Origin of the sequence: Halomonas sp. AOP7-B1-5 (assembly GCF_052353045.1) — a bacterium.
Classification (GTDB): Bacteria; Pseudomonadota; Gammaproteobacteria; order Pseudomonadales; family Halomonadaceae; genus Vreelandella; species Vreelandella colorata.
In genome coordinates this window covers 25,275-49,352 of sequence record NZ_JBQTDC010000008.1, presented here as the reverse complement: position 1 = coordinate 49,352, position 24,078 = coordinate 25,275, and the positions used below count along the sequence as shown (strand labels likewise).

Genomic DNA, 24,078 nt, shown 5'->3' with positions numbered 1-24,078 from the left:
TGTTCGCTGCGACAATTAAATCGGCTTTTTTTGTTAGTTTTACTACATATCTATAATTTTAACGTGTGAGCTATCGCCATGAACGAGACAAAACGCCCGCTGGGGATTACCGATGTTGTGCTGCGTGACGCCCATCAGTCGCTGTTTGCAACCCGACTGCGTCTTGAAGACATGCTGCCTATTGCCGAAAAACTGGACCGTGTCGGCTATTGGTCGCTTGAAACCTGGGGCGGCGCTACCTTCGACGCGTGTATTCGTTATCTGGGCGAAGACCCATGGGAGCGTATCCGGGCGCTAAAAGAAGCCATGCCTAACACGCCGCAGGCGATGCTGTTACGCGGCCAGAATCTGCTTGGCTATCGCCACTACGCTGACGATGTAGTCGACAAATTTGTCGAACGTGCCAAGACTAACGGCGTGGACGTTTTTCGTGTGTTTGACGCCATGAATGACCCCCGAAATCTGGAGCGTGCCATTAAAGCGGTGCGTCAGGTGGGTGGGCATGCCCAAGGGACCATTTCCTATACGGTCAGTCCGGTACATACCCTGGATAGCTGGGTCGATCTTGCAAATACTATTGCGGCAATGGGCGCAGACTCGTTGGCTATCAAGGATATGGCGGGACTGTTAACGCCCTACACGGCGTTTGAGCTGGTAACCCGTCTGAAGAAAAACCTGTCTATTCCAGTCCATCTACACTGCCACGCTACTACCGGGCTTTCTACCTCGACCATTCTTAAGGCGGTAGAAGCCGGTATTGATAACGTGGATACCGCTATTTCCTCCATGTCGATGACCTATGGCCATAGCCCCACTGAGTCCGTTGTGGCGATGCTCAAAGACACCGGCCGCGATACCGGGCTGGATCTTGAGCTGCTGGAAGATATTGCCGGTTACTTCCGTGAGGTGCGCAAAAAGTACGCGGCTTTTGAAGGCTCGCTACGCGGCATTGATTCGCGCATTCTCGTGGCTCAGGTGCCCGGTGGCATGCTGACCAATATGGAAGGCCAGCTCAAAGAGCAGGGCGCCGGTGATAAGCTGGATGATGTGCTCAGCGAGATTCCGCGTGTGCGCGAAGACCTGGGGTTTATTCCTCTGGTGACGCCGACGTCGCAGATTGTCGGCACCCAGGCGGTCATGAATGTCATGATGGGCGAGCGTTACAAATCAATTTCTAAAGAAGTTCAGGCGCTGCTTAAAGGCGAGTATGGCGCGGCGCCCGCACCGTTTGATACCGAACTTCAGGCCCGCGTACTGGAAGGCGGTCAGCCAATCACCTGCCGTCCGGCGGATAATCTTACGCCTGAGATGGACAAGTTGGCGGCGGAGCTTAAGCAGAAAGCCAGTGCCGACAACGTGCGTTTGGCAGAAGGGGAACGCGAGATTGACGATGTTTTAACCTACGCGCTGTTCCCGCAAATTGGCCTGAAATTTCTTAAAAACCGCGATAACCCCGAGGCCTTCGAGCCCGCGCCTCAGGCGGCAGAAAACCAGCCCACCAAGGCCCCGGTAGCCCCCCAAGCCAGTACGCAAGTGGCGGCGCGCGGCCCTGAAACCTACACCGTAAAGCTCAACGGCAAAGCGTTTGTGGTGGAAGTTTCTGAAGGCGGCGATATTGGTCAGGTGCAAGAGCAAGCCGCTCCTGCGGCAAGTGCAGCGCCAGCACCGGCGGTTGAAAGTAGCGGTGAGCGTATCGAGGCACCGCTTGCCGGCAATATTTTCAAAGTGAACGTACGCCCAGGCGATCAGGTGGCGGAAGGGGATGTGGTGATCATCCTTGAAGCAATGAAAATGGAAACCGAAATCCGCGCCAGCAGTGCCGGCACGGTATCGAAAGTTAACGTTAGCGAAGGTGACAGCGTAGCTGTTGGTGACGCACTGATTGAGCTTTAAGGGCATATCGGGAATGGAAAAATTAATCACCTTATGGGAAGGCTCTGGGCTTTATAATCTTGAGCTTGGTCAGGCGGTCATGATCGGGGTCGGGCTACTGCTGCTTTATTTGGCGATCCATAAGAAATTTGAGCCGCTGCTGCTGGTGCCTATTGGCTTTGGGGGCATTCTTGCCAATATCCCCGAAGCCGGCCTTGCGATTTCAGCGCTGGATCAGGCCATTGAAGTGGCCAAGCCTGCCGTGCTTCAGCAGATTGGCGCAGCGCTCGGGGTCGCGCTAGATCCTTTGGCCGGTATTGAAGGCTGGCGTGAAGCGCTCAAGGCGCTGGCTCATAGCGACGTAGCGCCGGACCAATTGCGTGCCGCCAAAGATGTTGCCGCGAGCGTCGGTTACAGTAATGGCATGCTGTATAACTTCTATACGGTTGCCATTGCCTCGGGCATTGCGCCGCTGCTGATCTTTATGGGCGTCGGCGCGATGACCGATTTTGGGCCGCTCCTTGCCAATCCGCGCACGCTGTTTTTAGGCGCGGCTGCTCAGTTTGGTATTTTCGCCACGCTGTTTGGCGCCGTTGTGCTGACCTCCATGGGCGTAATGGATTTCTCGCTTAATCAGGCAGCCGCGATCGGGATTATCGGCGGGGCAGATGGTCCAACGTCGATCTATGTCGCAAGCATGCTTGCCCCTGAGCTGTTGGGAGCGATCGCGGTGGCGGCCTATGCGTATATGGCGCTGGTGCCGCTGATTCAGCCGCCCATCATGCGGCTGTTGACCACCGAAAAAGAGCGTCAGATCAAGATGACGCAGCTGCGTCCGGTGTCCAAGCTGGAAAAGATTGTTTTCCCGCTGATGCTGTTGATTCTTGTGGCGCTGTTCCTGCCCGACGCCGCACCGCTTCTCGGCATGTTCTGCTTTGGTAACCTGATGCGTGAGTGTGGCGTGGTCGAGCGGCTTTCCGATACCGCTCAGAATGCGTTGATCAATATCGTAACAATCATCCTGGGGCTTTCGGTGGGCTCAAAGCTGATGGCCGAGAGTTTTCTGTCGGTTGAAACCTTGGGTATTCTGGGGTTGGGCATCGTGGCCTTCGGAATTGGCACGGCCGCCGGGGTATTAATGGCGAAGCTAATGAACCTGATGAGCCGTATGCCGATTAACCCACTGATTGGTGCCGCCGGCGTATCGGCAGTACCCATGGCTGCGCGGGTAGCCAATAAAGTCGGGCTTGAAGCGAATCCGCATAACTTCTTGCTGATGCATGCCATGGGCCCGAACGTGGCTGGTGTGATCGGTTCTGCCGTGGCTGCCGGGGTCATGATTAAATATTTGGGATAGGGCGGAGCTAGGCCCGGGACATATCGGAAATAGATCAGCGGGTGTAAACGTAATTACTCGCTACGCGGCTTACGGTTGACTCCGTAAGCCGTTTTTTTTGGAGGAGATTTGGGGGATAGTGGGCTTGGAATAGAATCAAAAAGTGGGGGTAGTGACCGGGCTAACGTCCAGGGTGCACTTTAAGCGGTTTTCCAGCGGGGATAGGTCGAACGTGTGATCGCGAGGCCAGCCGATGGTTAGCTTGACGCCTTCGCCATCATAGTCGACCTGCTCAATGGGGATCATCTGCTCATCGCACCAAGCGCGGGCAATGGCTTCGCTGGCAAAGGTAAGGCGCAGCGCGTAGGCGTCTCGCTCGATCACTTCACGGGTTGGCAGGCTTTCCAGCGCATGGCTGACCGCTTGAGCATAGGCGCGAGCCAAGCCGCCGGTGCCGAGTTTGGTGCCCCCAAAGTAGCGAATTACCACGCAGCCAATTTCACCCAGCTGGCTGCCCTGAAGTACCTGATACATCGGCCTGCCCGCCGTGCCGCCCGGCTCACCATCATCCGAAAATCCAATCAACGTTTGCTCGCCGGGAGGCCCGGCTATATAGGCAGTGCAGTGGTGGCTGGCATTGGGATGGGCGGCTCTGGCGGCCTCAAGCAGCGCACCGAAAGCGCCAACGTCGGGCGCATGGCATAGCCACGCCAGAAACTGGCTCTTTTCGACGTCGATTTCAGCGGTGTGCCACTGCGCGGCAGGTAAATCCGGGACTCGGTAACGCAATCAATGCTCCATGGGACCATAAGAATCGGTAGCCAGGTGGTGGGCGTTATCCTGAGCCACCCCCATTACCATTCCTAACACTTGAATATCGCGATTGTGCAAAAAGAGATCCGGCGCCTGGGCGTCAGCAGGCCATAAATGTACTCCAAAGCGGCTGATAGAGAGCTGCTTTAAAGCGACTTGCTGCTGGTTGATCTGCGCAACGGCGGTTTCTTCATGGGCATCGCGTTGAAAACGCCGAATAATAATGACATCCCCATCGAATAAGTTGCAATCGCGCAGTCGGTTGCCGCGTATTTTAAGCGCGTAAGTATTGTGCCTTTTCATACGGCCTGAAGCGGACACGGCACGTGCAGAGGACGTGCTTTTTGAAGCGCCAAGCCCCGCGCCTAATACTGAACGGCAAGCAGGTGTTGGTGCTGACATCGATATATTCATATTGGGTTCTCCAATGCAGCGCCCTTTCCCTAGGCATGAGTCGTAGTAAATCAGACTTTATTAATATGTGTTTTCATACAGTGGTTTCAGTATACAGCTGTTTTTGCATACAGTGGTAGTGCTGTTTTTGTCAATTCATCATGAACCGTGTGGTTTGCTCACATTGTTAGCGTGCTTGATTAATTGCTGAAGCAATCGGTACCTGGCTGGCGATAAAGCGGCTTTGCGTGTAGAGTTTTGGCCATTATTAATGCGCTGGGAGAGACGTTTGAGCCTGTGCCTGGAAGCACGACAATTAGCCTGCGAGCGCGATGGGCGCTGGTTATTTGAAGGGCTCGATCTAAAGATTCGCAGTGGAGAAATCCTGCGAATTGAAGGCCCCAACGGCAGTGGCAAAACCACGCTGCTTAAAATTTTGGCGGGTCAACTAGGCGAGTATGAAGGCGAGCTTTACTGGAACAGCACACCACTGCGTAAAGCCCGTGAGCAGTTTCTTGCCAATCTGCTTTATCTAGGTCATTCCCCCGGCGTTAAGGCCGGGCTTTCGCCATTGGAAAACTTAGCTTGGTATCAAGCGCTCAATGGCGATAAAGGCAGTGAAGAGCAGCGCTTGGAAGCGTTAGCCAAGGTGGGTCTCAACGGCTTTGAAGATGTCGTTGCTGGGCAGCTGTCGGCGGGTCAGCAACGCCGTGTCGCCCTGGCTCGCTTAACGCTTACTCGGCGTGCGCTCTGGGTGCTGGATGAACCATTTACGGCCATTGACCGCCAGGGTGTGACGGCGTTGGAAGCCCAGCTGGCGGCCCACGTTCAGGCGGGGGGCTGCGTTTTATTGACCACGCACCATGCGCTTGCGGTAACGTCCACCGTCAGATGCGTTCAGTTGGGGTAGAAGATGTCGTTGCAACGCACCAACGCTGCGCCAGCCGTCGTGATTGTCGAAGCGCCTGCTCAAGGCAGCCTTTGGATCGCCTTTAAAGCTACGCTTGAGCGCGATTTAACGCTGATGCTGCGGCGGCGCGGCGAGCTACTCAATCCGCTGGTATTTTTTGCACTGGTGGTGACGCTGTTTCCTATCGGTATTTCACCCGACCCCGACATGTTGGCGCTTATTGCCCCTGGGCTTTTATGGGTGGCCGCGCTTTTAGCCGCGCTGCTGTCTCTGGATAGCCTGTTTCGCACCGATTATGACGATGGCAGCCTGGAGCAACTGCTGTTAGCGCCTCAACCACTGGCCATATTGAGCTTGGCCAAAGTGGCCGCGCATTGGCTATTCACCGGGCTACCGCTTGCGCTGATGGCACCGCTGCTCGGCATCATGCTGGCACTACCGGCCGGAAGTTACGCGGTTCTTTCGCTTTCACTGGCGATAGGCAGCGCCAGTTTGAGTTTGATTGGTGCCATTGGGGCCGCGCTAACGGTGGGGATCGCCCGCGGTGGCGTGCTGCTGTCGCTGTTGATACTGCCGCTGTATATCCCGGTGCTTATTTTTGGCGTAGGCGCGGTGCAGGCCGCCCTTCTTGGTGAAGGCGTTGCCGCCCATCTGGCGATGTTGGGAGCACTTTTAGCCGCGTCCCTGTTACTGGCACCCTGGGCGATAGCCGCTTCGCTACGCATCAGCATTAACGGTTAAGGAAAGACACGCCATGTGGACCTTTATCCATAAGTGGGGCTCCCCCAAATGGTTCTACTCAATGAGTGGAAAATTACAGCCCTGGTTCTGGACGGTCTCGCTGCTTTTGATCGCTGTCGGCACGCTATGGGGGCTGGCCTTCGCGCCGGCGGATTACCAGCAGGGCAATAGTTTTCGAATCATTTACGTGCACGTGCCCGCAGCCTTTTTAGCGCAGTCGATTTTTGTCTCCATGGCCGCGGCGGCGCTGGTGTTTATGGTCTGGAAGATCAAGATTGCCGACATGGCAGCGACCGTTATGGCGCCTTTGGGGGCAGTGATGACGTTTGTCGCCCTATTCTCCGGCGCGGTGTGGGGCGTACCTACCTGGGGCACCTGGTGGATGTGGGACGCGCGACTTACCTCGATGTTGATTCTGCTGTTTTTATTTTTGGGCGTCATTGCCTTGCGCGGTGCTTTTACAAGCCGTGACAGCGGCTCGCGGGCCGCCTCGGTGCTTGCCATGGTCGGGGTGATTAATATCCCGATTATCAAATATTCGGTTGATTGGTGGTTTACCCTGCATCAGCCTGCAACCTTTAGGGTAACCTCAAGCCCGACCATGCCCGCTGAAATGTGGTTGCCGTTGTTGATCATGGTGCTAGGCTTCTACTGCTTCTTTATCGCCCTGACGCTGATGCGCACGCGCAGTGAAATCCTGCGCCGTGAGGCCAATAAGCGCTGGGTCATGGATTTGATCAAGGAGGCGCACTGATGGCGTTTTCCTCGTTCTCGGCGTTTTTGGCCATGGGAGGGCATGCGCCTTATGTATGGGCCGCCTGGGGCGTCACGGCGCTATTAATGATTGCCAGCGTTGGGCATGCACGCATGGAGCGCCGCCTGCTGATCCGTGATTTAAAGCGCCGGGCCCGGCGTGAAACAACGCGTCCGCTCCCAAGCACCAGTACCGCGCCGAACTCACTTCAAGCGAGCCATAGCGATGACACCTAAACGTCGCCAAAAGCTGTTGATCATCCTCGGCGGCATCGTGTTAGCCGGGCTTGCCATTGGGCTGACGCTCTATGCGTTACGTGCCAACATCAATCTGTTTTTCAGCCCGGTGCAGATCGCCCAGGGCGATGCGCCTATTGAGCGCTCCATACGCGCGGGGGGCCTGGTCAAAGAGGGCTCGGTATTTCGCGACCCGCAAAGCCTGGATGTCGAGTTTCGGATTACCGACTACGTCGATGAGCTGGGCGTCTCTTACAACGGTATCCTGCCGGATTTATTTCGAGAGGGGCAGGGCGTGGTGGTGGTCGGCAAGCTTCAAGCCGACGGGCGGTTTGTGGCGGATAAGGTGCTTGCCCGCCACGATGAAAACTATATGCCACCCGAGGTGGCGCAGGCCTTGGAAGACGCTGGTTATTCACCCGCCGATTATCAAGAGAAGGCCGCCGAAGTGGGCAAGCGCCTGAATAAGCAAGCGTCTGAATGAGTAAGCGCCTGAATGCATAATGGAAATGCTTGATGAATGCCGTAAGCCTTAGGGCCAGTGCTAGGTTGGAGCGCCGATGTTGGTAAAAATGATCCCTGAACTTGGCCATTTCGCATTGATTATTGCCGTGCTAATGGCTGCGGTACAGGCGGTAATGCCATTAGCCGGGGCCAAGACGCGAAGGCCTTTATGGATGGCTTATGGCCACCCCATGGCGGTGGGGCAGTTTCTGTTTATCGCGCTGGCGTATGTGTGCCTGACCACAAGCTACCTGCTGGATGACTTCAGCGTGACCAACGTGGCCAACAACTCAAACTCGCTGCTGCCCTGGTACTACAAGATGAGCGCCGTGTGGGGCAACCACGAAGGCTCGGTGCTTTTGTGGAGCTTTATGCTGGCGGGCTGGGGCTATGCTGCCTCACGCTTTTCCGGTGGCCTGCCCCGCGATATGGTGGCTCGAGTGCAGGGCGTCATGGGTTTGGTTAGCCTGGGCTTCTTACTCTTTATCCTGCTGACCTCCAATCCCTTTGAACGGCTTTTACCCAACGTGCCTCACGATGGCGCGGATCTTAACCCGCTGCTTCAAGATATTGGCCTGATTGTTCATCCGCCGATGCTGTATATGGGCTATGTCGGATTTTCAGTGGTGTTTGCCTTTGCGATTGCCGCGCTTTTGGGCGGACGGTTGGACGCCGCCTGGACCCGCTGGGCGCGCCCCTGGTCCAATATTGCCTGGGCTTTTTTAACCGTAGGGATCGCGCTGGGCAGCTGGTGGGCTTACTACGAACTTGGCTGGGGCGGCTGGTGGTTTTGGGACCCGGTAGAGAACGCTTCGCTTTTGCCCTGGCTGACCGGCACGGCGCTGATTCACTCTCTGGCGGTCACTGAAAAGCGCGGCTCGTTTAAAAGCTGGACCGTGTTGCTGGCCATCTTTACCTTTTCGCTGTCACTGCTGGGTACTTTTCTGGTGCGCTCTGGCGTACTTACCTCGGTACACGCGTTTGCCAATGACCCCTCGCGCGGCTTGTTTATCCTGGTGTTGCTGGCGGTCACGGTGACGCTTTCACTGCTGGTGTTTGCTCTGCGCGCGCCCAGGGTCAGCCACCAGGTTAGCTTCAGCTGGCTTTCACGGGATGCGCTGCTGCTGATCAACAATATCGTGCTGGTCATCATGACCGTGACTATATTGCTGGGCACCCTCTACCCGCTGATTCTGGATTCGCTCAACCTGGGTAAAATCAGCGTGGGGCCGCCTTACTTTAACGCCCTGTTTGTACCGCTGACCGTGGTGATGTGCATCTTCATGGGCCTGGGGCCGATGGCCCGCTGGAAAAGCATGGAGGCCCGCGAGCTTAAGCGCAAACTGTGGCTTGCAGGGGCAGTGGCGCTGGTATTGGGTGTGTTACTGCCATTTATATACACCGGTGAGTGGAACCTATGGGCGTCGCTCGGCATTGTGACAGCACTCTGGATTGTGCTGCCGATGGGGCGTGATTTAATCGATAAAACCCGCCACGCCCGCAGCCGGTTGGCCGGATTACGCAAGCTGTCGCTGGCCTACTGGGGCATGGTGCTTGGCCATATGGGCATCGCCGTAACGATTGTCGGGGTGGCGGTCGTTTCCAACTATGCCAGTGAACGCACCATACGTATGGCACCCGGCACAACAGTCGAGGTCGCCGGGTATCAGTTCACCATGACCGAACTGACCAGCCGTCGGGGCGCCAACTTTCTGGCCGACACGGCGGTGCTTGAAGTGCAAAATATCGACTCTGAGCGCGGCTTTTTAATGCGCCCGGAAAAACGCTTTTATCTAGCCACCGGCATGCCCATGACGCAGGTGGCGCTGCGAGCTGGCCTGTTTCGCGATCTTTACGTGGCCATGGGTGAGGATCTGAACGACGGCAGCTGGGCCATGCGCATTCAATATAAACCCTTTGTACGCTGGCTGTGGTTGGGTGGCCTGTTGATGGCGCTCGGCGGTGTGCTGGCGATTGTGGATAAGCGTTATCGCCGTGTAAAAGCGACGAATAAAGCCTCAGCCGCTACGCCTAGTCAGTCTGAGCCGCAGGAGGCCACGCTATGAGCCGCCGGCTATTGCTACTACTCTTGCCCGTGAGTTTTCTACTGGTGGCGCTGTTTCTGTATCAGCGACTGCAGCATGATCCGGCACAGCGCGACTCAGCGTTGATGGCGCGGGAATTCCCAGCGTTTGAAGCTACTACTCTGCGTGACGAGCAGCAAATGGTCGATCAATCACTCTTGAAAGGTGAGGTCACGCTGGTCAACGTGTGGGGCGAGTGGTGCCCGGCGTGCAAGCAGGAAATGCCGCAGCTATTGGAGCTCGCCGATCAGGGTATCCGTATGGTCGGGGTCAACTACCGCGATACGCGTGAGAAAGGCATGAGCTTTCTCAACCAATACGGCGACCCTTTTGAGATGAATATCTTCGACCCTGAAGGCAGTCTGGGGTTTGATCTGGGCGTATATGGCGCCCCGGAAACTTTCCTGGTCGATGCCGAGGGGATTATCCGCTACCACCATAAAGGCTATATCTCGCCTCAAGACGTTTCAGAGCGCATTTTGCCGGAGGTGGCCAAATGGCGTTAATACGTATCGTCACAGCGGCCATTCTGTTGGCTCTTTCGATAAGCGCAGCGGCCGGAGGGATCGAGCTACGCGAGTTTGACGATCCGGTGCTTGCGCAGCGCTATCACGACTTAACTGCCTCCATGCGCTGTCCGCTGTGCGAGAACCAGGCAATTGGCGATTCCGACTCGCCGATTTCCGGCGATATGCGTGAGCGGGTGTATCAAATGCTGCAAGACGGGCGCTCGGACAGTGAAATTGTAAGCCACATGGTGGAGCGCTTTGGCGACTATATCCTTTACAACCCCCGCCTGGAGAAGCGTACCTATTTGCTGTGGGGGCTGCCGGTGGGGTTGGGTATCCTGGGCTTTGTACTTCTGCTGCTGATAATCCGCACCCGGCGTAAATCCTCGGCCAAGGCTCTGAGCGCTGAAGAGCGTGCCCGCCTGGACGCCTTGATTCAGCGCAGGAGGTCGTCATGACACTGTTATGGATTGCCATGGCCCTGGTAATGCTACCGGCGATTGTCTGTTTACTCGCTCCGCTGCGTAAGGCGGGAGCGCTTTACGCCGAACAGCATGCCTTTGAAGCTAATGATACGGCTGCCGAGCAAAACGTCGCGATCTTTACGCGCCGCCTGGCATCGCTTGAAGCCGCTCATCGCCGCGGGGATATCAATACCGCCGCGTTTGAAGAGAGCCGCCTGGAGCTTGAGCGCAGCCTGCTCGAAGATACGCATACTCAGGCTATGCGGCCGCTAAAGTCGCCCCGCGCGGGTCGATTGGCGGTGCCTTTGATTGCGGTGGGTTTTGCCGTGCTAAGCCTGTTTTGGTATCTAGAAGAGGGCGCGGAAGGAGATCTTGCCCTCTACGAAGTTCAGCAGACACTCCAAAACGACCCTACTGCCACCGCGGATACGTATATCGCTCGAATAGAAGGGCAGGCGTCGCTCCAGCCCAATAACCCGAACGTGTGGGCCATGCTTTTTCCGCTGTATCGCGATACGGGCCATCAGGAAAAAGCCGTTGATGCTTTGGAGCGGCTGATCGCCCTTGAAGGCCGCCTCCCTGGGCTGCTGGCACAGCTGGCGCAACTTCGCTTTTTTATGGCGAACCGTGAAATGACTGCAGAAGTGCAGTACCTGGTGGATGAAACGCTGGCCCAGGACCCGCGCCAACCAACGGTATTAGGCTTATTGGGCATTCACGCGTACGATAACGGCGACTTTAACCGTGCCATTGATCGCTGGCGCCGGGCGCTGGCAACCGTGGAAGACCCCAACACGGCAGCCTCGCTACGTGAAGGTATTCGCGCAGCCCAGGAACGCCTGACCGATGTATCCGAGAAGGCTGCGGTCGATGAGTAGTCAAGCCCTGAGTCACTACACCGCTGCCGAAGTCTTGATTAACCGTGTATTTTGAATACCCCCTCATGTTCATCAATAAACTCTTTGTAGGATCGGCATGCGCTTAACCTCTATTCGCCTTGTTGGGTTCAAGTCGTTTGTCGACCCGGTCACGGTGCCCTTCGACGGTAATATGACCGCGATCGTGGGCCCTAACGGCTGCGGAAAATCCAATATCATCGATGCCGTGCGCTGGGTAATGGGCGAGTCTTCCGCCAAAACCCTGCGTGGCGAGTCCATGGCCGACGTTATCTTCAATGGCTCTACCGGGCGCAAGCCGGTGGGCCAGGCATCTATTGAGCTCAAGTTCGACAACCGCGACGGCACCATGGGCGGCGTGTATGCCCAGTACGCGGAAATCGTGGTCAAACGGTTAGTGACCCGCGACGGCCAGTCCAACTACTTCTTCAATGGCCAGAAGTGCCGTCGGCGGGATATCGCCGACCTGTTTATGGGCACCGGTCTAGGCCCGCGCTCTTACGCGATTATCGGCCAAGGCATGATTTCAAGGCTGATCGAAGCCCGCCCGGATGACCTGCGCTCCACACTTGAGGAAGCCGCGGGCATTTCCAAATACAAGGAGCGCCGCCGGGAAACCGAAAACCGCATGCGGCGGACTCAAGAAAACCTCGAGCGCTTGGACGATATTCGCGAGGAGCTGGATAAACAGCTTGAGCGCTTAAAGCGCCAGGCCGAGGCGGCTAAGCGCTATCAGGAGCTGAAACAACTGGAGTACCGGCTGAAAGGCGAGCTGGCGCTGCTGCGTGGGCGTACTCTACGCGCCGAGCAGTCGCAGCAGGAGAGCCGGGTTCGCGAGCTGGAAATCTCGGTTGAAAAAGATGTGTTTGGCGTACGTCAGTGTGAAACCCGCCTGGAGCAGGCCCGCGAGCAGCATGACGAGCTTGCCGAAGTACTTGAGCGCCACCAGCAGCAGTTTTTCGAAACCACCACACGCATCGCCAGACTCGAGCAGGATCAGGCGCATCGGCGTAGCCGTGAGGCCCAGCTGGCTAACGACATCGCCACCGCCCGGCGGGAGTTGGACGAACAGCGCCGGGTCAGCGAAGGCGACCGCGAGCGCCTGAGCGTTATCGACGAGCGCTTTGAAGCGCTTTCGCCCGAACACGAAGCGCTGGAAGAGCAGCTGGAAGCCCTGGAGCAGGCGCTTGCCGATGCCACCCCTGCCATGGAAGCCGCCGAGCAGCAGTGGTCTGAAGCCGAAAACCGCTGGCGGGACTCAAGCCGCGAGGCCGATCGCAGCCAGGACCAGCTACGCGATTTAGAGCAGCGCATTCAACGCCTGCAGGCAGAAGGCCAGCGACGTCGCCAGCAGCGCGGTGATTTAGCGGATCTTAGCGCGCTACGTGAAGAACACGCTCAGTTTCAGGCCCAGCTGGCGGAAGCAGAAGAGCGCTCCGAAGCCTTCACCAAAACCCGTGAACAGTGGCAGCAGCAGTACAGCGATGCCAAAAATGCCTATCAGCAGGCCACACGCACCCGCGATGACCAGCGCGCCAGTTTGAGCCAGCGCCAGGGCGAGCTGGCCTCGCTCCAGGCGCTGATTGATGCTGCACTGGCCGACCATGACCCGGATATCGAAGCAACCCTGGCGACCCACGGGTTGAGTAATGCCCCGCGCCTGGGTGAAACGCTAAACGTCACGCCCGGCTGGGAAACGGTCATTTCCTGGTTGCTCGCCCCCTGGCTAAATGCCCGCCTTGTGGCAAGCCATCAGCTTGCCGCGCTGCCGGAAGCCCTGGCGACCGACTGGTGCCTGATCGATGAAAAAGCGCCCGCTGTTTCAACTGGCAGCCAGCATCTGGATTCACTGGTAAGCGGCGCCGGTGCGCTGGGTGAATGGTTAGCGAGTATTCACTACGTTGAATCCGGCGCGGAAGCCGAGCAGCTTGCGCCAAGCCTCGCCCCGGGGCAAAGCGTGGTCAGCCGGGATGGCGTCTGGTACGGGCGAGGCTGGCTGCATCAGCAGGCCAACGGTCAAGGCGTCGATGGGCTGCTGCTGACCCGCCGCCGGTTTAACGAGCTGGATGCCCAGCGCGAACAGGATGAAGAAGTCCTGGCGCTAGCTGAAGAGCAGTGCGAGACGACCAGTGAAGCGATCGAAGCGCTGGAGCTTGCCCGCGAGCAGCAGGCCGAGCAGGAACGCAGCCACGCGGCAAGCCTTCAACAGCTGGCGATTAAAGAGCGCAGCGCCGCCCAGAAGCTTGAACATCTGCAAGGCCGGGCCACGGAACTTGATGCCGAACTTAGCCAACTGCAAGAGGATGAGGCGGAGTTAACGCTTACTTTGGAAGAGCAGCGTGCCCGCTGGCATATCGCCATGGAAACGCTGGAAGCGGCTTCAGAGGCGCGGGAAGTAGCCACCGAGCTGCGCGGCCGTCAGCGCGAGCAGCGCGAACGGTTGACCCGAGAGCACGCGCCGCTGAAAACTCAGCAGCAGACGCTGGCCCTGGAGCGCGAACGCTTAACCGCTGAGCGCGATAGCCTGCGCTCCCAACAGGCGCGCTCAAGCGACAGCGAAGAGCGCTTGACGCTACGCATAGCAGAACTCGAAGAGTCGCGGGAAATGCTGCTTGAACCGGATGAGCTGGCCGGTGAAGAGCTTGAAGAGCTACTCCATCAGCGCGAACAGCAGGAGCGCAGGCTTAACGAAACCCGTCAGCAGGCTCAGTCACTGGCGGAGCAATTGCGCAACGACGAACTGGCCCGCCAGCAGCACGAGCGCAATCTTGAACAAAGCCGCGAGCAGCTTCAACAGCGGCGCATGGACGTTCAGGCGCTGGCCCTGAAGGCGGCGACCCAGGATGAGCATCTGGCTGAATTGGGCCACGACGCCGAAGCTTTGGCCGAGACTCTGCAAAGCGATGCCAGTGAGCAAACCTGGCAGGAAAAACTGGAAAGCACCGGCGAGAAGATCCGCCGTTTGGGCGCGATTAACCTCGCAGCGATTGAGGAGTACGATCAGCAGGCCGAACGGCGCAACTACCTCGAAGCCCAGCACGCCGAGCTTACCGAGGCGCTTGAAACGCTGGAGCGAGCCATCAAGCGGATCGATCAGGAGACGCGGGTACGCTTCCGGGAAACCTTTGATCAGGTGAATAGCGGTTTGCAGGAACTCTTCCCACGCGTGTTTGGCGGTGGTGCTGCCTGGCTGACGCTAACCGGCGACGACCTGTTGGAAACCGGCGTTGCGATCATGGCGCGCCCGCCGGGCAAGAAGAACAGCACGATTCACCTGCTTTCCGGTGGTGAAAAGGCGCTCACGGCGCTTTCATTGGTGTTCTCCATCTTCCAGCTCAACCCCGCGCCGTTCTGTATGCTCGATGAGGTCGACGCACCGCTGGATGATGCCAACGTGGGGCGTTATGCGAAGCTCGTGAAAGAGATGTCGGAAAACGTCCAGTTCATCTATATCACCCACAACAAGATCGCCATGGAAGCCGCCGAGCGTCTGATGGGGGTCACCATGCAGGAGCCCGGCGTTTCGCGTCTGGTATCGGTGGGGATTGATGAAGCGGCCGCGCTGGTGGACTAGGCGAGCTTGGATTCTAGCTTAACCTTCGCCCAGCTCACGCATCACCGCATACAGCTTGGATTTGGCTTCAAAGCCCACGCCGGGGGTGTCCGGCAGGCCGACGTAGCCATTTTCAACCTGAATGCCGTCGGCAAAGCCCCCAAACGGCTGGAATACGTCAGGGTAGGATTCGTTGCCGCCCAGGTGCAGGCCAGCGGCGATGTTAAGGGACATCTGGTGGCCACCGTGGGGTACCACGCGGCGCGATGACCAGCCAAGTTCATCCATCACCTTGAGCGTGCGCATGTACTCCACCAAGCCGTAGGAGAGCGCGCAGTCAAACTGTACGAAGTCACGGTCGGCACGCATACCGCCATGGCGCAGCAGGTTGCGGGCATCCTGATGCGAAAACAGGTTTTCGCCGGTCGCCATGGGTAGCTCATAGTGATTGGCAAGCTCCGCCTGAAGTGCGTAATCCAGCGGATCACCGGCTTCTTCGTACCAGAAGAGGTTATACGGTTTCAGCGCCTCGGCGTAAGCAATGGCCGTTTCTAGATCAAAGCGCCCGTTGGCATCTACCGCTAGACGGCTGCCATCGCCGACTACTTCAAGCACGGCTTCAATACGCCGAATATCTTCCTCAAGCGGCGCGGCGCCAATCTTCATTTTTACCACGTTGTAGCCACGCGCCAGGTAGCTCTTCATTTCGTCCTGCAGCTTGGTGTGGTCTTTACCGGGATAGTAGTAGCCGCCAGCGGCATACACCCAGACTTTATCGTCGGCTTGGCCATTGCGATAACGCTCGGCAAGCAGCCGGTAGAGCGGTTTGCCTTCAATTTTGGCCACCGCGTCCCACACTGCCATGTCGATGGTGCCAACGGCTACCGAGCGCTCGCCGTGGCCGCCGGGCTTTTCGTTTTTCATCAGGGTATCCCAGATGGCAAATGGGTCCAGGTTGTCGCGCTCTTGGTCGATCAGCGTGTCGGGGTTGGCTTCGGTGATTCTATCCAGAAAGCGGTCACGCATTAGCGCGCCCTGACCGTAGCGGCCGTTGGAGTTAAAGCCGTAGCCAATCACTGGCTTGCCATCGCGGATCACATCGGTGACCACGGCCACCACCGAACAGGTCATCTTGGAAAAATCGATATAGGCATTGGCAATCGGGGAGGCGATCGAAACGGTTTTCTCGCGAATATCCACAATACGCATGGCAAGCTCCTTAAACGGTTAAGAGCTTAACCCTATGCGTGACAAGCGCCGCTGCCCAATGCTATTACTGCGTTACCTCATGCTGAAACGGCATTGCCCTATGGAACTTGTCTGGCTTGAAGACTTTACCGCCCTTGCCGAGCACGGCAGCTTTGTGCGCGCCGCCGAGGCTCGTCATATCACTCAGCCGGCGTTTAGCCGACGCATTCGCGCGCTAGAGCAGTGGATGGGCGTTAGCCTGTTTGTGCGTACCCCCCAAGGCACTACGCTGACACCTGCTGGTCGGCATATTCAGGCGAGCGCCTTTGAAGCCATAGGTCGGCTTTACCGATTGCGTGCTGAAGCCCAGGAAATTGAAGGCAAGGCGACCAAGACGCTGCAGTTTGCGGCCACGCATTCGCTTTCATTTACGTTCTTCCCGCGCTGGGTAAGAACCCTGGAGCAGGGCGCGCCCATGGAGGCGGTACGGCTGCATTCAGATACCATGGCTGCCTGTGAACAGTTGCTGCTGCGTGGCGATAGCCAGTTTTTACTAAGCCACCACCATGTCGCCGTGCCTTCTTTGCTCTCTTCGGAGCATTTTGAAAGTATCCAAATAGGCGAGGACACGCTGATTCCGTTAATGGGTAAAGAAATGGGTAACACTCGGACGCTGGAAGAGATGCCGTATCTGGCCTATGCCGATGCGTCGGGGCTGGGCCGCGTGGTAAATCACTGGCTTAAGCAACATGCAGGCGACCGGATATTCACTCCCCGCTTTAGTAGTCATCTAGCCGCGGTACTGATGTCAATGGTAATAGAAAACAAGGGCTTGGCATGGATACCTAAAAGCCTGGCGGAGCAGGAAATAGCGGAGGGAACGCTGGTTCGGGCACTCGGTGAAGCCTGGGATATCCCGTTGGAAATTCATCTTACTCGGCCACGCGTATTAGCAAGCACCTTTGCCGATGCCTTTTGGCACAGGCTCATCAAGCGTTAAGAAACCGCTACAAGCATTAACATTTATCGTTAAATTGATAAAAAAATGTGTAAAAAGGCTCAACTTATCTATATTGATCATTATAAAATTGTGGTTAATGCTATGGTGTAGTAGCTGAAACTGGTACAGCTAAAGCATAGCAATAATGATAAGCTGTTTATGCATACAGTGATTGGTTGGTTAGTTTTCAAGTTGTTTATGATTTAACGTTCTGAGTTTAAGTAAACATAACGTTAAGTGTAAAAGGTACTGCCTTATTTATATTAAACAGCAAATTTATGGCACTATTAATCGCCGCAAGGGTCTAGTTGCGATCAGCGTCAAAAATTTGCTCAAAAACGTTAAAAACTGTGCCATAACGTGAAGATTGCCCAATAAGTGGCCCTTTTTGTAGCAACCGCGCTATGCTGGTGATAATTATTAATCACCTTGAAGGCCAGCATCTTCAGGTATGGCGCTTTAGCAACCGGTAAGATGACCCATGGAATGTTCGACATGGAACTAAGAGAGTGGCTAATTATTTTAGGTTTGGCGTTGGTATCGCTCATCGTAGTCGACGGTGTAAGGCGACTCCAGCGCCAGCGGCGTGTCCCACGTCTAGATCAAGCGGTTAAGGATCTTCCCGAAGCGAAGCTAACCGACCTTGATGACGAAGCTAAAGAAGCAGAGATTAACTGGGAACTGCCTAACGGTGGTGCGCGGGTCGTTAAACCTGCTGACTATACTGGCCTGGGTTCAAAACCCAAGCTAGAGCGTCAGGATCATCCCGGGCCTTCCCGCGTACTATCCGAGTTCAGACGCTCCTTCGCCAATGCCGTGCCCAAGCGTAAAACAGCTGCCGCATCGCAAGCCGCCGCAACGCATGCTGCACCCACTGCGTCTAGAGCCGCGTCTGCTGCTTCACCAGCGGCTACGTCACCAACAGATTATGAGCGTCGTGAACCCAGCTTCTCTTTAGATAGTGCTTCTACTTCTACTAGTAGTACTTCAAATAGTGCTTCAAATAGCGAGCCGTCCGTCACTCACGCTAAGCCCGCTAAAGCACAAGCGCCTCACGAACACACCCAGCCCATGCCGACAGCTGCCCAGGAAAGCCCTTCAGCGCCTGCGCCCGCCCAAAGCGAACGCCACATTGATGAGCCGTCTATCTCTTTATCTGCTACCAATCAATCGACTACCGATGAGCTGTCCGTTACTGATGAATTAACCACTGGCGATGCAGAAGTCGCCTCGGTTAATAAGGTAGATGCGTTTAACGAGGTAGATAAAGAGAGCGTCGCAGACCCTGCGCTGTCCACCGCCGCTACGCCAGCTGAGCCTGTTTTACGTGCCGAGCCAGAAGACGCCGTGTTTGCCAAGCAGGATGCGCCCAAGCGTCGCCAACTGCGCGAAGATACGGTTGGCGAGTACGACGAGCTTAATGATGATGAAGTCGACGAATACCGGTTGGTCGATTTTGAAGGTATCGGCCGCTCCTTTAAGCGTCGTTTGATTATCCGTCGTAAAGAGAAGGCGCGTAAAAAAGCTGAAAAAGCCATACGTGCTGAAGCGCTGGCCAAGCAGAAGGCTGAGCGTAAAGCGCTGGAAGCCGAACAGCGCCGTGAAGCGAAAGAAGCCGCCGAAGCAGAAAAAGCCCGTATCGCTCAGGAGCAGGCAGAGGCACACGAGGCCGCTGCTCTCGCCGCTGCCGCTCAAAAAGCCGCCGCGCCTCGATATGACGAACCAGAGCCCGCTTATGCGTATGACGAGCCGAGCGAAGAGTACGAAAATTACGAGTCTTATGATGACGCGCCGGTTCGTGCTCAGCGTGACTCGGTAGTACGTACTCACCCAACGCTTGAAAAAGCGTTACGTCATGATGTGTCTGGCGAGCATGCCAAAGAGACGCTTTCCAATGCTGATGAAGTCATCGTAATCAGCGTGCTTTCTCGTGACCCGGAAGGCTTTGATGGCAGCAAGTTGCTTGATCTCATTATGGCGTGCGGCCTGCGTTACAGCCGCCCGATGGGTGTCTTCCACCGCTTTGAAACCGAGAGCCCCGATAGCGAGCTGCAGTTCTCGATGATCAATGTGGTCAAGCCTGGCACCTTCCCGATCGAGGAAATGGGCGAGTTTGTGACTCCAGGCGTTACTTTCCTGATGCCCTTGCCGGGAGCGGTCGACAGCTCAGCCGCTTTTGAAGCCATGGTCGAAACCGCCATGGTAGTGGTACGCCATATGGGCGGTGAACTGAAAGATGAACACCGCAGCGTCATGACGGCGCAAACCATCGAGTTTGCCCGTCAGCGGGTACGCGATTTCGAGCGGCGCCATCGTCTGCATCGCCATATGCAAGCCCACTAAGTAACGCTTGCGATTAAACACCCGCCTTCTTGCAGAAGGCGGGTGTTTTTGTTCTAAGATGTGTCTTTTTTGTGATCGCTTTTAGCCTGTACGATGGAAACCAACGTTAATGAGTCAGCCTGACCCCCAATTGCTGGAAGAAGTCACCCAGCTGCGCGCCGAGCTTGATGAAGCCAACTACCGTTACTACGTATTGGACGAGCCAACGTTAACGGATGCCGACTACGATCGTAGATTGCAGCGTTTAAAACAGTTGGAAGCCGAAAACCCCTCGCTTATCTCACCGGATTCACCTACTCAGCGAGTAGGTGCCGCCCCAGCCGATGGGTTTCCCTCGGTTGCCCATGCTATTCCCATGCTCTCATTGGATAACGCGTTTAACGCAGAGGATATTATCGCCTTTGCCCAGCGCGTGGCCGAGCGCCTGGAGTGCGAGGCTGATGAGGTCGAGTTTACCTGTGAGCCTAAGCTTGATGGTGCGGCGGTATCGCTGGTCTATGAGCAGGGCGTATTGGTTAGCGGCGCCACCCGTGGCGATGGCCGTACCGGGGAGGGCATTACCTCTAACCTGCGCACGCTGCGCTCGGTGCCTTTAAAGCTGATGGGCAAGCAAATCCCTGAGCTTTTGGAAGTGCGCGGTGAAGTTATCATGCGCCACAAAGGCTTTGAGGCCCTCAACGAGCGCGCCCGGGAAGAAGGCAGCAAGGTCTTTGCTAACCCACGTAACGCTGCAGCGGGCAGCCTGCGCCAGTTAAACCCCCAGATTACCGCGACCCGCCCGCTTGAGTTCCACGCCTACCAGGCGGCACGCCTTGAGCCCGACATGGGCGATGCGACACATAGCGAACTGATGGCCCGCCTGATCACACTGGGTTTTCGCTCAAGTGCCGAGTTAAAAGTGCTGACCGGCCCGCAGGCTGTGGTCGAGTATTGCGAGCAGCTGGGCGCGAAACGTGATCAGCTGGGCTACGATATCGACGGCGTGGTGATCAAGGTCAATGCGCTGCGCTACCAGCGCGAGCTGGGGTTTGTGGCCCGAGCCCCCCGCTGGGCCACCGCGTTTAAATACCCTGCTCAGGAAGAAGTCACCACGCTCAACGACGTTGAATTTCAGGTCGGCCGTACCGGTGCCATCACCCCGGTGGCAAGGCTTGAACCGGTGAGCGTGGCGGGCGTTATCGTTTCCAATGCCACGCTGCACAACGCCGATGAAATCACCCGGCTGGACGTCATGATCGGCGATACGGTCACCATTCGGCGCGCAGGCGATGTTATCCCTCAGGTAGTGCGGGTGGATGTGGACAAGCGCCCGGCCGATGCGCAACCGATTGTGTTCCCCGAGCACTGCCCGGTATGTGGCTCGGATATCGAGCGTGTGGACGGTGAAGCCGTTGCCCGCTGTTCGGGCGGGCTGTACTGCGCCGCGCAGCGTAAGGAAGCGCTTAAACACTTTGCCAGCCGCAAGGCTCTGGATGTAGATGGCCTGGGCGTGAAGCTGATCGATCAGCTGGTGCAGCTTGATTGGGTGAAAACCCCCGCCGATCTTTTCCACCTGACCGTTGAGCAGCTGCAGAGCCTGCCGCGTATGGGCGAAAAGTCATCGGTGAATCTGGTCAACGCGCTGGATAAAGCCAAACACACTACGCTCGCCCGGTTTATCTACGCGCTGGGGATTCGTGAAGTGGGTGAGGCCACGGCGGCCAATCTGGCCAGCCACTTTGGTACGCTGCAGGTACTTCAGGCGGCCGAGCTTGCAGCGCTTGAGGCGGTGAATGATGTGGGCCCGATTGTGGCAGCCCACGTGCATACGTTTTTCCGTCAGCCGCACAACCAGGAAACGATTGCCGCGCTGATTGAAGCAGGCGTTACCTGGAAGGAAGCCGAAGTCGCCCAAGGTCCCACGCCGCTTGAAGGCCAGACCTGGGTGCTGACCGGCGCGCTGGAAAGCATGACCCGCGATGAAGGCAAGGCGCGGCTGCAGGCGCTGGGTGCCAAAGTGGCGGGCAGCGTTTCGAAAAAGACCACGGCGCTGGTGGCTGGCGAAGCGTCAGGCAGCAAGTTAACCAAAGCTGAACAGCTAGGCGTTGAAGTGGTCGATGAAGCGACCTTTATCGAACGCCTTTCGCAGTGGGAGCAACCTGAATGAGCCGTTTTATTGAAGTACCCGCCCGCATGCTGCCCCCGGAAACCCTTGATGCGCTGCTGGAGGCCTTTGTTACCCGACAGGGTTATGACACCACGGATACTGGTGAGGGAATGAAAGGCTGGGTGGCTGAGCTTAAAAAGCAGCTGGCGCGCAGCGAGTTGATTATTGCCCACGACCTGAAGCTTGAAATGACCGAAGTAATGACCCTGGCGCAGTGGCGTTCCTTCGGTCGGGATCTGGCGGATGATGAGGAAGAGGGCGACTACTGACCGCGAATGATCGCGCTGATAATACGCCGCCCGGCGTGAAGGTGATCGACCAGCGGCGCCTCCAGAGGCATGGGGTCATCGCACAGTCGGGAGGCGATCACCTCAGCGCATAGCGGCGCGCTTGAGAGCCCACGCGAGCCGTGAGCGGTCGATATCCACAAGCCGGGGTAGTGTTCGCCAGCTACATCCGGTGCCCGCGAGGCATCTTTACCCAGCACGGCATACGCTGACTGCCAGGCAGAAGCGTCGGGCACCGGGCCCGCATAGGGCGTTTTATCCGGGCTTGCAGCGCGCACCGCCGCACGCCCTTCAAGCGCCTGTGGGGTCAGTTGGGCGCCTGTGCTTTCCAACGCTGTCTCAAGTTCTGCCACCAGTGCCGGGAGCGTTTGGCGAAGCTCCTCGATATTGCGCTGATGGTCGGTATCGGTCACTTCGGTAGAGTCATTGTTAGGCACAAAGCTTGCGCCAAAGGTCAGCACGCCTTCAAACGCCGGTGATACATAGCCACCCGCGCACACGACCCGCTCAGGGCCTTTTACGCCGACGGGCAGTGTCACTTCACTAACCTGGCCGCGCACCTGCTGTAGGGGCGCAAAGGCCGTCTGAGTAAACGTGTTGGCGTAGTGAGCGCTTGCAATCACCACGTGGTCAGCATTTATCGTACGCCCATCAGCAAGCTTCAGCTGCCAGTGTTCATGCTCACGGTTAAGCGACGTTACCTCACCTTGGGTAAGGGTAATGTTGGGGCTTTGAAGTAAGTGTTCACATAGCGCCTTGGGCCGCACCCAGCCCGCCTGTGGATAAAAAAGCGCGTGCTGGGCGTCAATGGTAACGCCGGCCGCCTCGCTAAGCCCTTGGGTAAGCGGTGACACCACCACGGCTTCGGGCAGCGCATGCTGCTCGCTAAAGCGTTGCTGGCGCTTGGCTTCTTTAGCGTTTGTTGCCAGCTGAACCACGCCGCAGGGTTGCCAAAGTGAAGGCGCTTTTAATTGGCTAAGCCAACGCTGGCTGTATAACAGGCCGGAGAGATAAAACCGGCTCTGGTGGTTGGTATCAGCGGCAAGCTTTACATAAAGCGCCCCCTGACGATTACCCGAACCGCCTGCCCCCGGCGCCGTGCGCTCAATCACGCTAACCTTGATGCCGCGCCTGGCAAGCGCCGCCGCCACGCTACACCCGGCAATCCCTGCACCAATTACCGCCACATGCTGAGTTTTGAGAGGCGCCGGTGGTGTAAACCAAGGCGTTGCTTCACGGCGTTTATCAACAGGCGGTGTTTCAATCATGCCCGCGAGAATTTCGCGCTTACGCCCGCAGCCGGGGACTTTTTTCCAGGTAAAGCCTGCCGCTTTCAAGCCCCGCTTAACGATGCCTGCGCAGGTGAATGTGGCAAAGGTGGCCCCTGGCCGAGAGCGCGCCGCCATGGCTTCAAACAGCTCGGGTTGCCACATCTGAGGATTTTTGGAAGGCGCAAAGCCGTCTAGAAACCAGGCATCGACCTGGCCGTCTAAAAGCGCCAGACGCTCGGTGGTATCGCCATAATGCAGGTCCAGCGTAACGCGGTCGCTCAGGTGTAGGCGGTGTACGCCGCTAACCGATGCGGGCCACTGCTCACAAAGCACCTGTGAATAACCCGCAAGCGACGGCCAGGCGCGCAGGGCGCGCTCAAGTGACGTCCGATCCAGAGGATACTTTTCTGTGGATAACAGATGCAGCCGCGCCCCGGCGGGTGCGTGCTGTTCAAAGCAGGCCCAGGCGCACAGCATATTGAGCCCCGTCCCAAAGCCGGTTTCCCCGATTACAAACGCCCGCGTGCTTTCCCAGGCGGCAAAGCGTTCAGGTAAGCGGTTGGTATTTAAAAAAACGTGCTCGGTCTCTTCAAGGCCACCCTCACGGGAAAAATACACGTCATCGAAGTCATCCGAGTGCGGTGAAGTGTCACTCCAGGTGAGTAAAGGCGCGCTTAACGCCGTTAGAGGAGGCAAAGCAGTAGGGCGTTGAGGCACGCGGGTATCCGTAATGAGAGAAGTGGTTAAAAAATAGCCAATTTGTTAATCGGGGCGTTAT

Annotated in this window: 20 protein-coding genes; 16 read left to right on the top strand and 4 right to left on the bottom strand. The window is 57.1% G+C overall.

The annotated features are described in order from the left end of the window. Positions 1–78 precede the first annotated feature (78 nt). Both oadA and ACT3XD_RS06440 read left to right on the top strand, forming a co-directional pair. Positions 79–1,893: a sodium-extruding oxaloacetate decarboxylase subunit alpha gene (gene oadA, locus ACT3XD_RS06445; RefSeq protein ID WP_192537392.1), complete on the top strand. Its 1,815-nt coding sequence runs from the start codon at positions 79–81 to the stop codon at positions 1,891–1,893. A gap of 13 nt (positions 1,894–1,906) precedes the next feature. Beyond that, positions 1,907–3,229, top strand: coding sequence for a sodium ion-translocating decarboxylase subunit beta (locus ACT3XD_RS06440; protein ID WP_192537391.1), 1,323 nt, complete (start codon positions 1,907–1,909; stop codon positions 3,227–3,229). Positions 3,230–3,364: 135 nt separating this feature from the next. On the opposite strand, the gene ACT3XD_RS06435 is transcribed toward ACT3XD_RS06440, so the two are convergent. Then, the gene (locus ACT3XD_RS06435; RefSeq protein WP_192537390.1) at positions 3,365–3,997 is read right to left on the bottom strand and encodes an IMPACT family protein; all 633 of its coding nucleotides are present in this window, start codon (positions 3,995–3,997) and stop codon (positions 3,365–3,367) included. Beyond that, a complete protein-coding gene (locus ACT3XD_RS06430) occupies positions 3,998–4,435 on the bottom strand; it encodes a LexA family protein (protein WP_018918031.1) in 438 nt (145 codons plus the stop codon). It lies immediately after the preceding gene. Positions 4,436–4,703: 268 nt separating this feature from the next. On the opposite strand from ACT3XD_RS06430, the gene ccmA reads away from it, so the two are divergent. From ccmA to smc, 10 genes are all read left to right on the top strand, one after another. Then, positions 4,704–5,324 carry a cytochrome c biogenesis heme-transporting ATPase CcmA gene (gene ccmA / locus ACT3XD_RS06425; RefSeq protein WP_192537389.1) on the top strand — a complete coding sequence of 207 codons (621 nt, stop codon included), beginning with the start codon at positions 4,704–4,706 and terminating at the stop codon, positions 5,322–5,324. A gap of 3 nt (positions 5,325–5,327) precedes the next feature. Further along, a complete protein-coding gene (gene ccmB / locus ACT3XD_RS06420) occupies positions 5,328–6,065 on the top strand; it encodes a heme exporter protein CcmB (RefSeq protein WP_192537388.1) in 738 nt (245 codons plus the stop codon). A gap of 13 nt (positions 6,066–6,078) precedes the next feature. Beyond that, positions 6,079–6,819: a heme ABC transporter permease gene (locus ACT3XD_RS06415; RefSeq protein WP_192537387.1), complete on the top strand. Its 741-nt coding sequence runs from the start codon at positions 6,079–6,081 to the stop codon at positions 6,817–6,819. Then, a complete protein-coding gene (gene ccmD / locus ACT3XD_RS06410; protein ID WP_192537386.1) occupies positions 6,819–7,055 on the top strand; it encodes a heme exporter protein CcmD in 237 nt (78 codons plus the stop codon). Before ACT3XD_RS06415 ends, ccmD begins: the two co-directional genes overlap by 1 nt. Then, positions 7,045–7,539, top strand: a complete 495-nt coding sequence (gene ccmE / locus ACT3XD_RS06405) for a cytochrome c maturation protein CcmE (protein ID WP_192537385.1) — start codon at positions 7,045–7,047, stop codon at positions 7,537–7,539. The genes ccmD and ccmE overlap by 11 nt, the downstream gene beginning before the upstream one ends. Before the next feature lie 76 nt (positions 7,540–7,615). Then, positions 7,616–9,625 (top strand): heme lyase CcmF/NrfE family subunit, encoded by a 2,010-nt coding sequence (locus ACT3XD_RS06400; RefSeq protein WP_192537384.1) that lies wholly within the window; start codon positions 7,616–7,618, stop codon positions 9,623–9,625. Next, a complete protein-coding gene (locus tag ACT3XD_RS06395) occupies positions 9,622–10,149 on the top strand; it encodes a DsbE family thiol:disulfide interchange protein (protein WP_192537383.1) in 528 nt (175 codons plus the stop codon). The genes ACT3XD_RS06400 and ACT3XD_RS06395 overlap by 4 nt, the downstream gene beginning before the upstream one ends. After that, complete coding sequence (locus ACT3XD_RS06390; RefSeq protein ID WP_192537382.1) at positions 10,140–10,610, top strand: cytochrome c-type biogenesis protein; 471 nt, start codon at positions 10,140–10,142, stop codon at positions 10,608–10,610. The genes ACT3XD_RS06395 and ACT3XD_RS06390 overlap by 10 nt, the downstream gene beginning before the upstream one ends. Then, a complete protein-coding gene (ccmI, locus tag ACT3XD_RS06385) occupies positions 10,607–11,494 on the top strand; it encodes a c-type cytochrome biogenesis protein CcmI (protein WP_192537381.1) in 888 nt (295 codons plus the stop codon). Before ACT3XD_RS06390 ends, ccmI begins: the two co-directional genes overlap by 4 nt. Positions 11,495–11,591: 97 nt before the next feature. After that, a complete protein-coding gene (smc, locus tag ACT3XD_RS06380) occupies positions 11,592–15,086 on the top strand; it encodes a chromosome segregation protein SMC (RefSeq protein WP_192537380.1) in 3,495 nt (1,164 codons plus the stop codon). 18 nt (positions 15,087–15,104) lie between these two features. Here the strand turns inward: smc and ACT3XD_RS06375 are convergent, their stop codons facing one another. Beyond that, complete coding sequence (locus tag ACT3XD_RS06375; protein ID WP_192537379.1) at positions 15,105–16,274, bottom strand: mandelate racemase/muconate lactonizing enzyme family protein; 1,170 nt, start codon at positions 16,272–16,274, stop codon at positions 15,105–15,107. 100 nt (positions 16,275–16,374) lie between these two features. Here ACT3XD_RS06375 and ACT3XD_RS06370 point away from each other — a divergent pair, with 100 nt between their 5' ends. The 4 genes from ACT3XD_RS06370 (at position 16,375) to ACT3XD_RS06355 (ending at position 22,011) form a co-directional block, all read left to right on the top strand. Continuing rightward, positions 16,375–17,253: a LysR family transcriptional regulator gene (locus tag ACT3XD_RS06370; protein WP_192537378.1), complete on the top strand. Its 879-nt coding sequence runs from the start codon at positions 16,375–16,377 to the stop codon at positions 17,251–17,253. Between the two features lie 495 nt (positions 17,254–17,748). Beyond that, positions 17,749–19,596 (top strand): cell division protein ZipA, encoded by a 1,848-nt coding sequence (zipA, locus tag ACT3XD_RS06365; protein WP_192537377.1) that lies wholly within the window; start codon positions 17,749–17,751, stop codon positions 19,594–19,596. Between the two features lie 109 nt (positions 19,597–19,705). After that, entirely contained in the window at positions 19,706–21,742 is a 2,037-nt protein-coding gene (gene ligA / locus ACT3XD_RS06360) for an NAD-dependent DNA ligase LigA (protein ID WP_192537376.1), read from the top strand. Further along, the gene (locus tag ACT3XD_RS06355) at positions 21,739–22,011 is read left to right on the top strand and encodes a YheU family protein (RefSeq protein ID WP_192537375.1); all 273 of its coding nucleotides are present in this window, start codon (positions 21,739–21,741) and stop codon (positions 22,009–22,011) included. The genes ligA and ACT3XD_RS06355 overlap by 4 nt, the downstream gene beginning before the upstream one ends. Here ACT3XD_RS06355 and mnmC read toward each other — a convergent pair. Beyond that, on the bottom strand, positions 22,005–24,017 hold the full coding sequence (mnmC, locus tag ACT3XD_RS06350) for a bifunctional tRNA (5-methylaminomethyl-2-thiouridine)(34)-methyltransferase MnmD/FAD-dependent 5-carboxymethylaminomethyl-2-thiouridine(34) oxidoreductase MnmC (RefSeq protein ID WP_192537374.1): 2,013 nt from the start codon (positions 24,015–24,017) through the stop codon (positions 22,005–22,007). The genes ACT3XD_RS06355 and mnmC overlap by 7 nt on opposite strands. Between the last annotated feature and the right edge of the window lie 61 nt (positions 24,018–24,078).

Coding starts and splice junctions, on each gene's coding strand:
- oadA (WP_192537392.1), top strand. CDS start 79: ATGAACGAGACAAAACGCCCGCTGGGGATTACCGATGTTGTGCTGCGT.
- ACT3XD_RS06440 (WP_192537391.1), top strand. CDS start 1,907: ATGGAAAAATTAATCACCTTATGGGAAGGCTCTGGGCTTTATAATCTT.
- ACT3XD_RS06430 (WP_018918031.1), bottom strand. CDS start 4,435: ATGAATATATCGATGTCAGCACCAACACCTGCTTGCCGTTCAGTATTA.
- ccmB (WP_192537388.1), top strand. CDS start 5,328: ATGTCGTTGCAACGCACCAACGCTGCGCCAGCCGTCGTGATTGTCGAA.
- ACT3XD_RS06415 (WP_192537387.1), top strand. CDS start 6,079: ATGTGGACCTTTATCCATAAGTGGGGCTCCCCCAAATGGTTCTACTCA.
- ccmD (WP_192537386.1), top strand. CDS start 6,819: ATGGCGTTTTCCTCGTTCTCGGCGTTTTTGGCCATGGGAGGGCATGCG.
- ccmE (WP_192537385.1), top strand. CDS start 7,045: ATGACACCTAAACGTCGCCAAAAGCTGTTGATCATCCTCGGCGGCATC.
- ACT3XD_RS06400 (WP_192537384.1), top strand. CDS start 7,616: ATGTTGGTAAAAATGATCCCTGAACTTGGCCATTTCGCATTGATTATT.
- ACT3XD_RS06395 (WP_192537383.1), top strand. CDS start 9,622: ATGAGCCGCCGGCTATTGCTACTACTCTTGCCCGTGAGTTTTCTACTG.
- ACT3XD_RS06390 (WP_192537382.1), top strand. CDS start 10,140: ATGGCGTTAATACGTATCGTCACAGCGGCCATTCTGTTGGCTCTTTCG.
- ccmI (WP_192537381.1), top strand. CDS start 10,607: ATGACACTGTTATGGATTGCCATGGCCCTGGTAATGCTACCGGCGATT.
- smc (WP_192537380.1), top strand. CDS start 11,592: ATGCGCTTAACCTCTATTCGCCTTGTTGGGTTCAAGTCGTTTGTCGAC.
- ACT3XD_RS06375 (WP_192537379.1), bottom strand. CDS start 16,274: ATGCGTATTGTGGATATTCGCGAGAAAACCGTTTCGATCGCCTCCCCG.
- ACT3XD_RS06370 (WP_192537378.1), top strand. CDS start 16,375: ATGGAACTTGTCTGGCTTGAAGACTTTACCGCCCTTGCCGAGCACGGC.
- zipA (WP_192537377.1), top strand. CDS start 17,749: ATGGAACTAAGAGAGTGGCTAATTATTTTAGGTTTGGCGTTGGTATCG.
- ligA (WP_192537376.1), top strand. CDS start 19,706: ATGAGTCAGCCTGACCCCCAATTGCTGGAAGAAGTCACCCAGCTGCGC.
- ACT3XD_RS06355 (WP_192537375.1), top strand. CDS start 21,739: ATGAGCCGTTTTATTGAAGTACCCGCCCGCATGCTGCCCCCGGAAACC.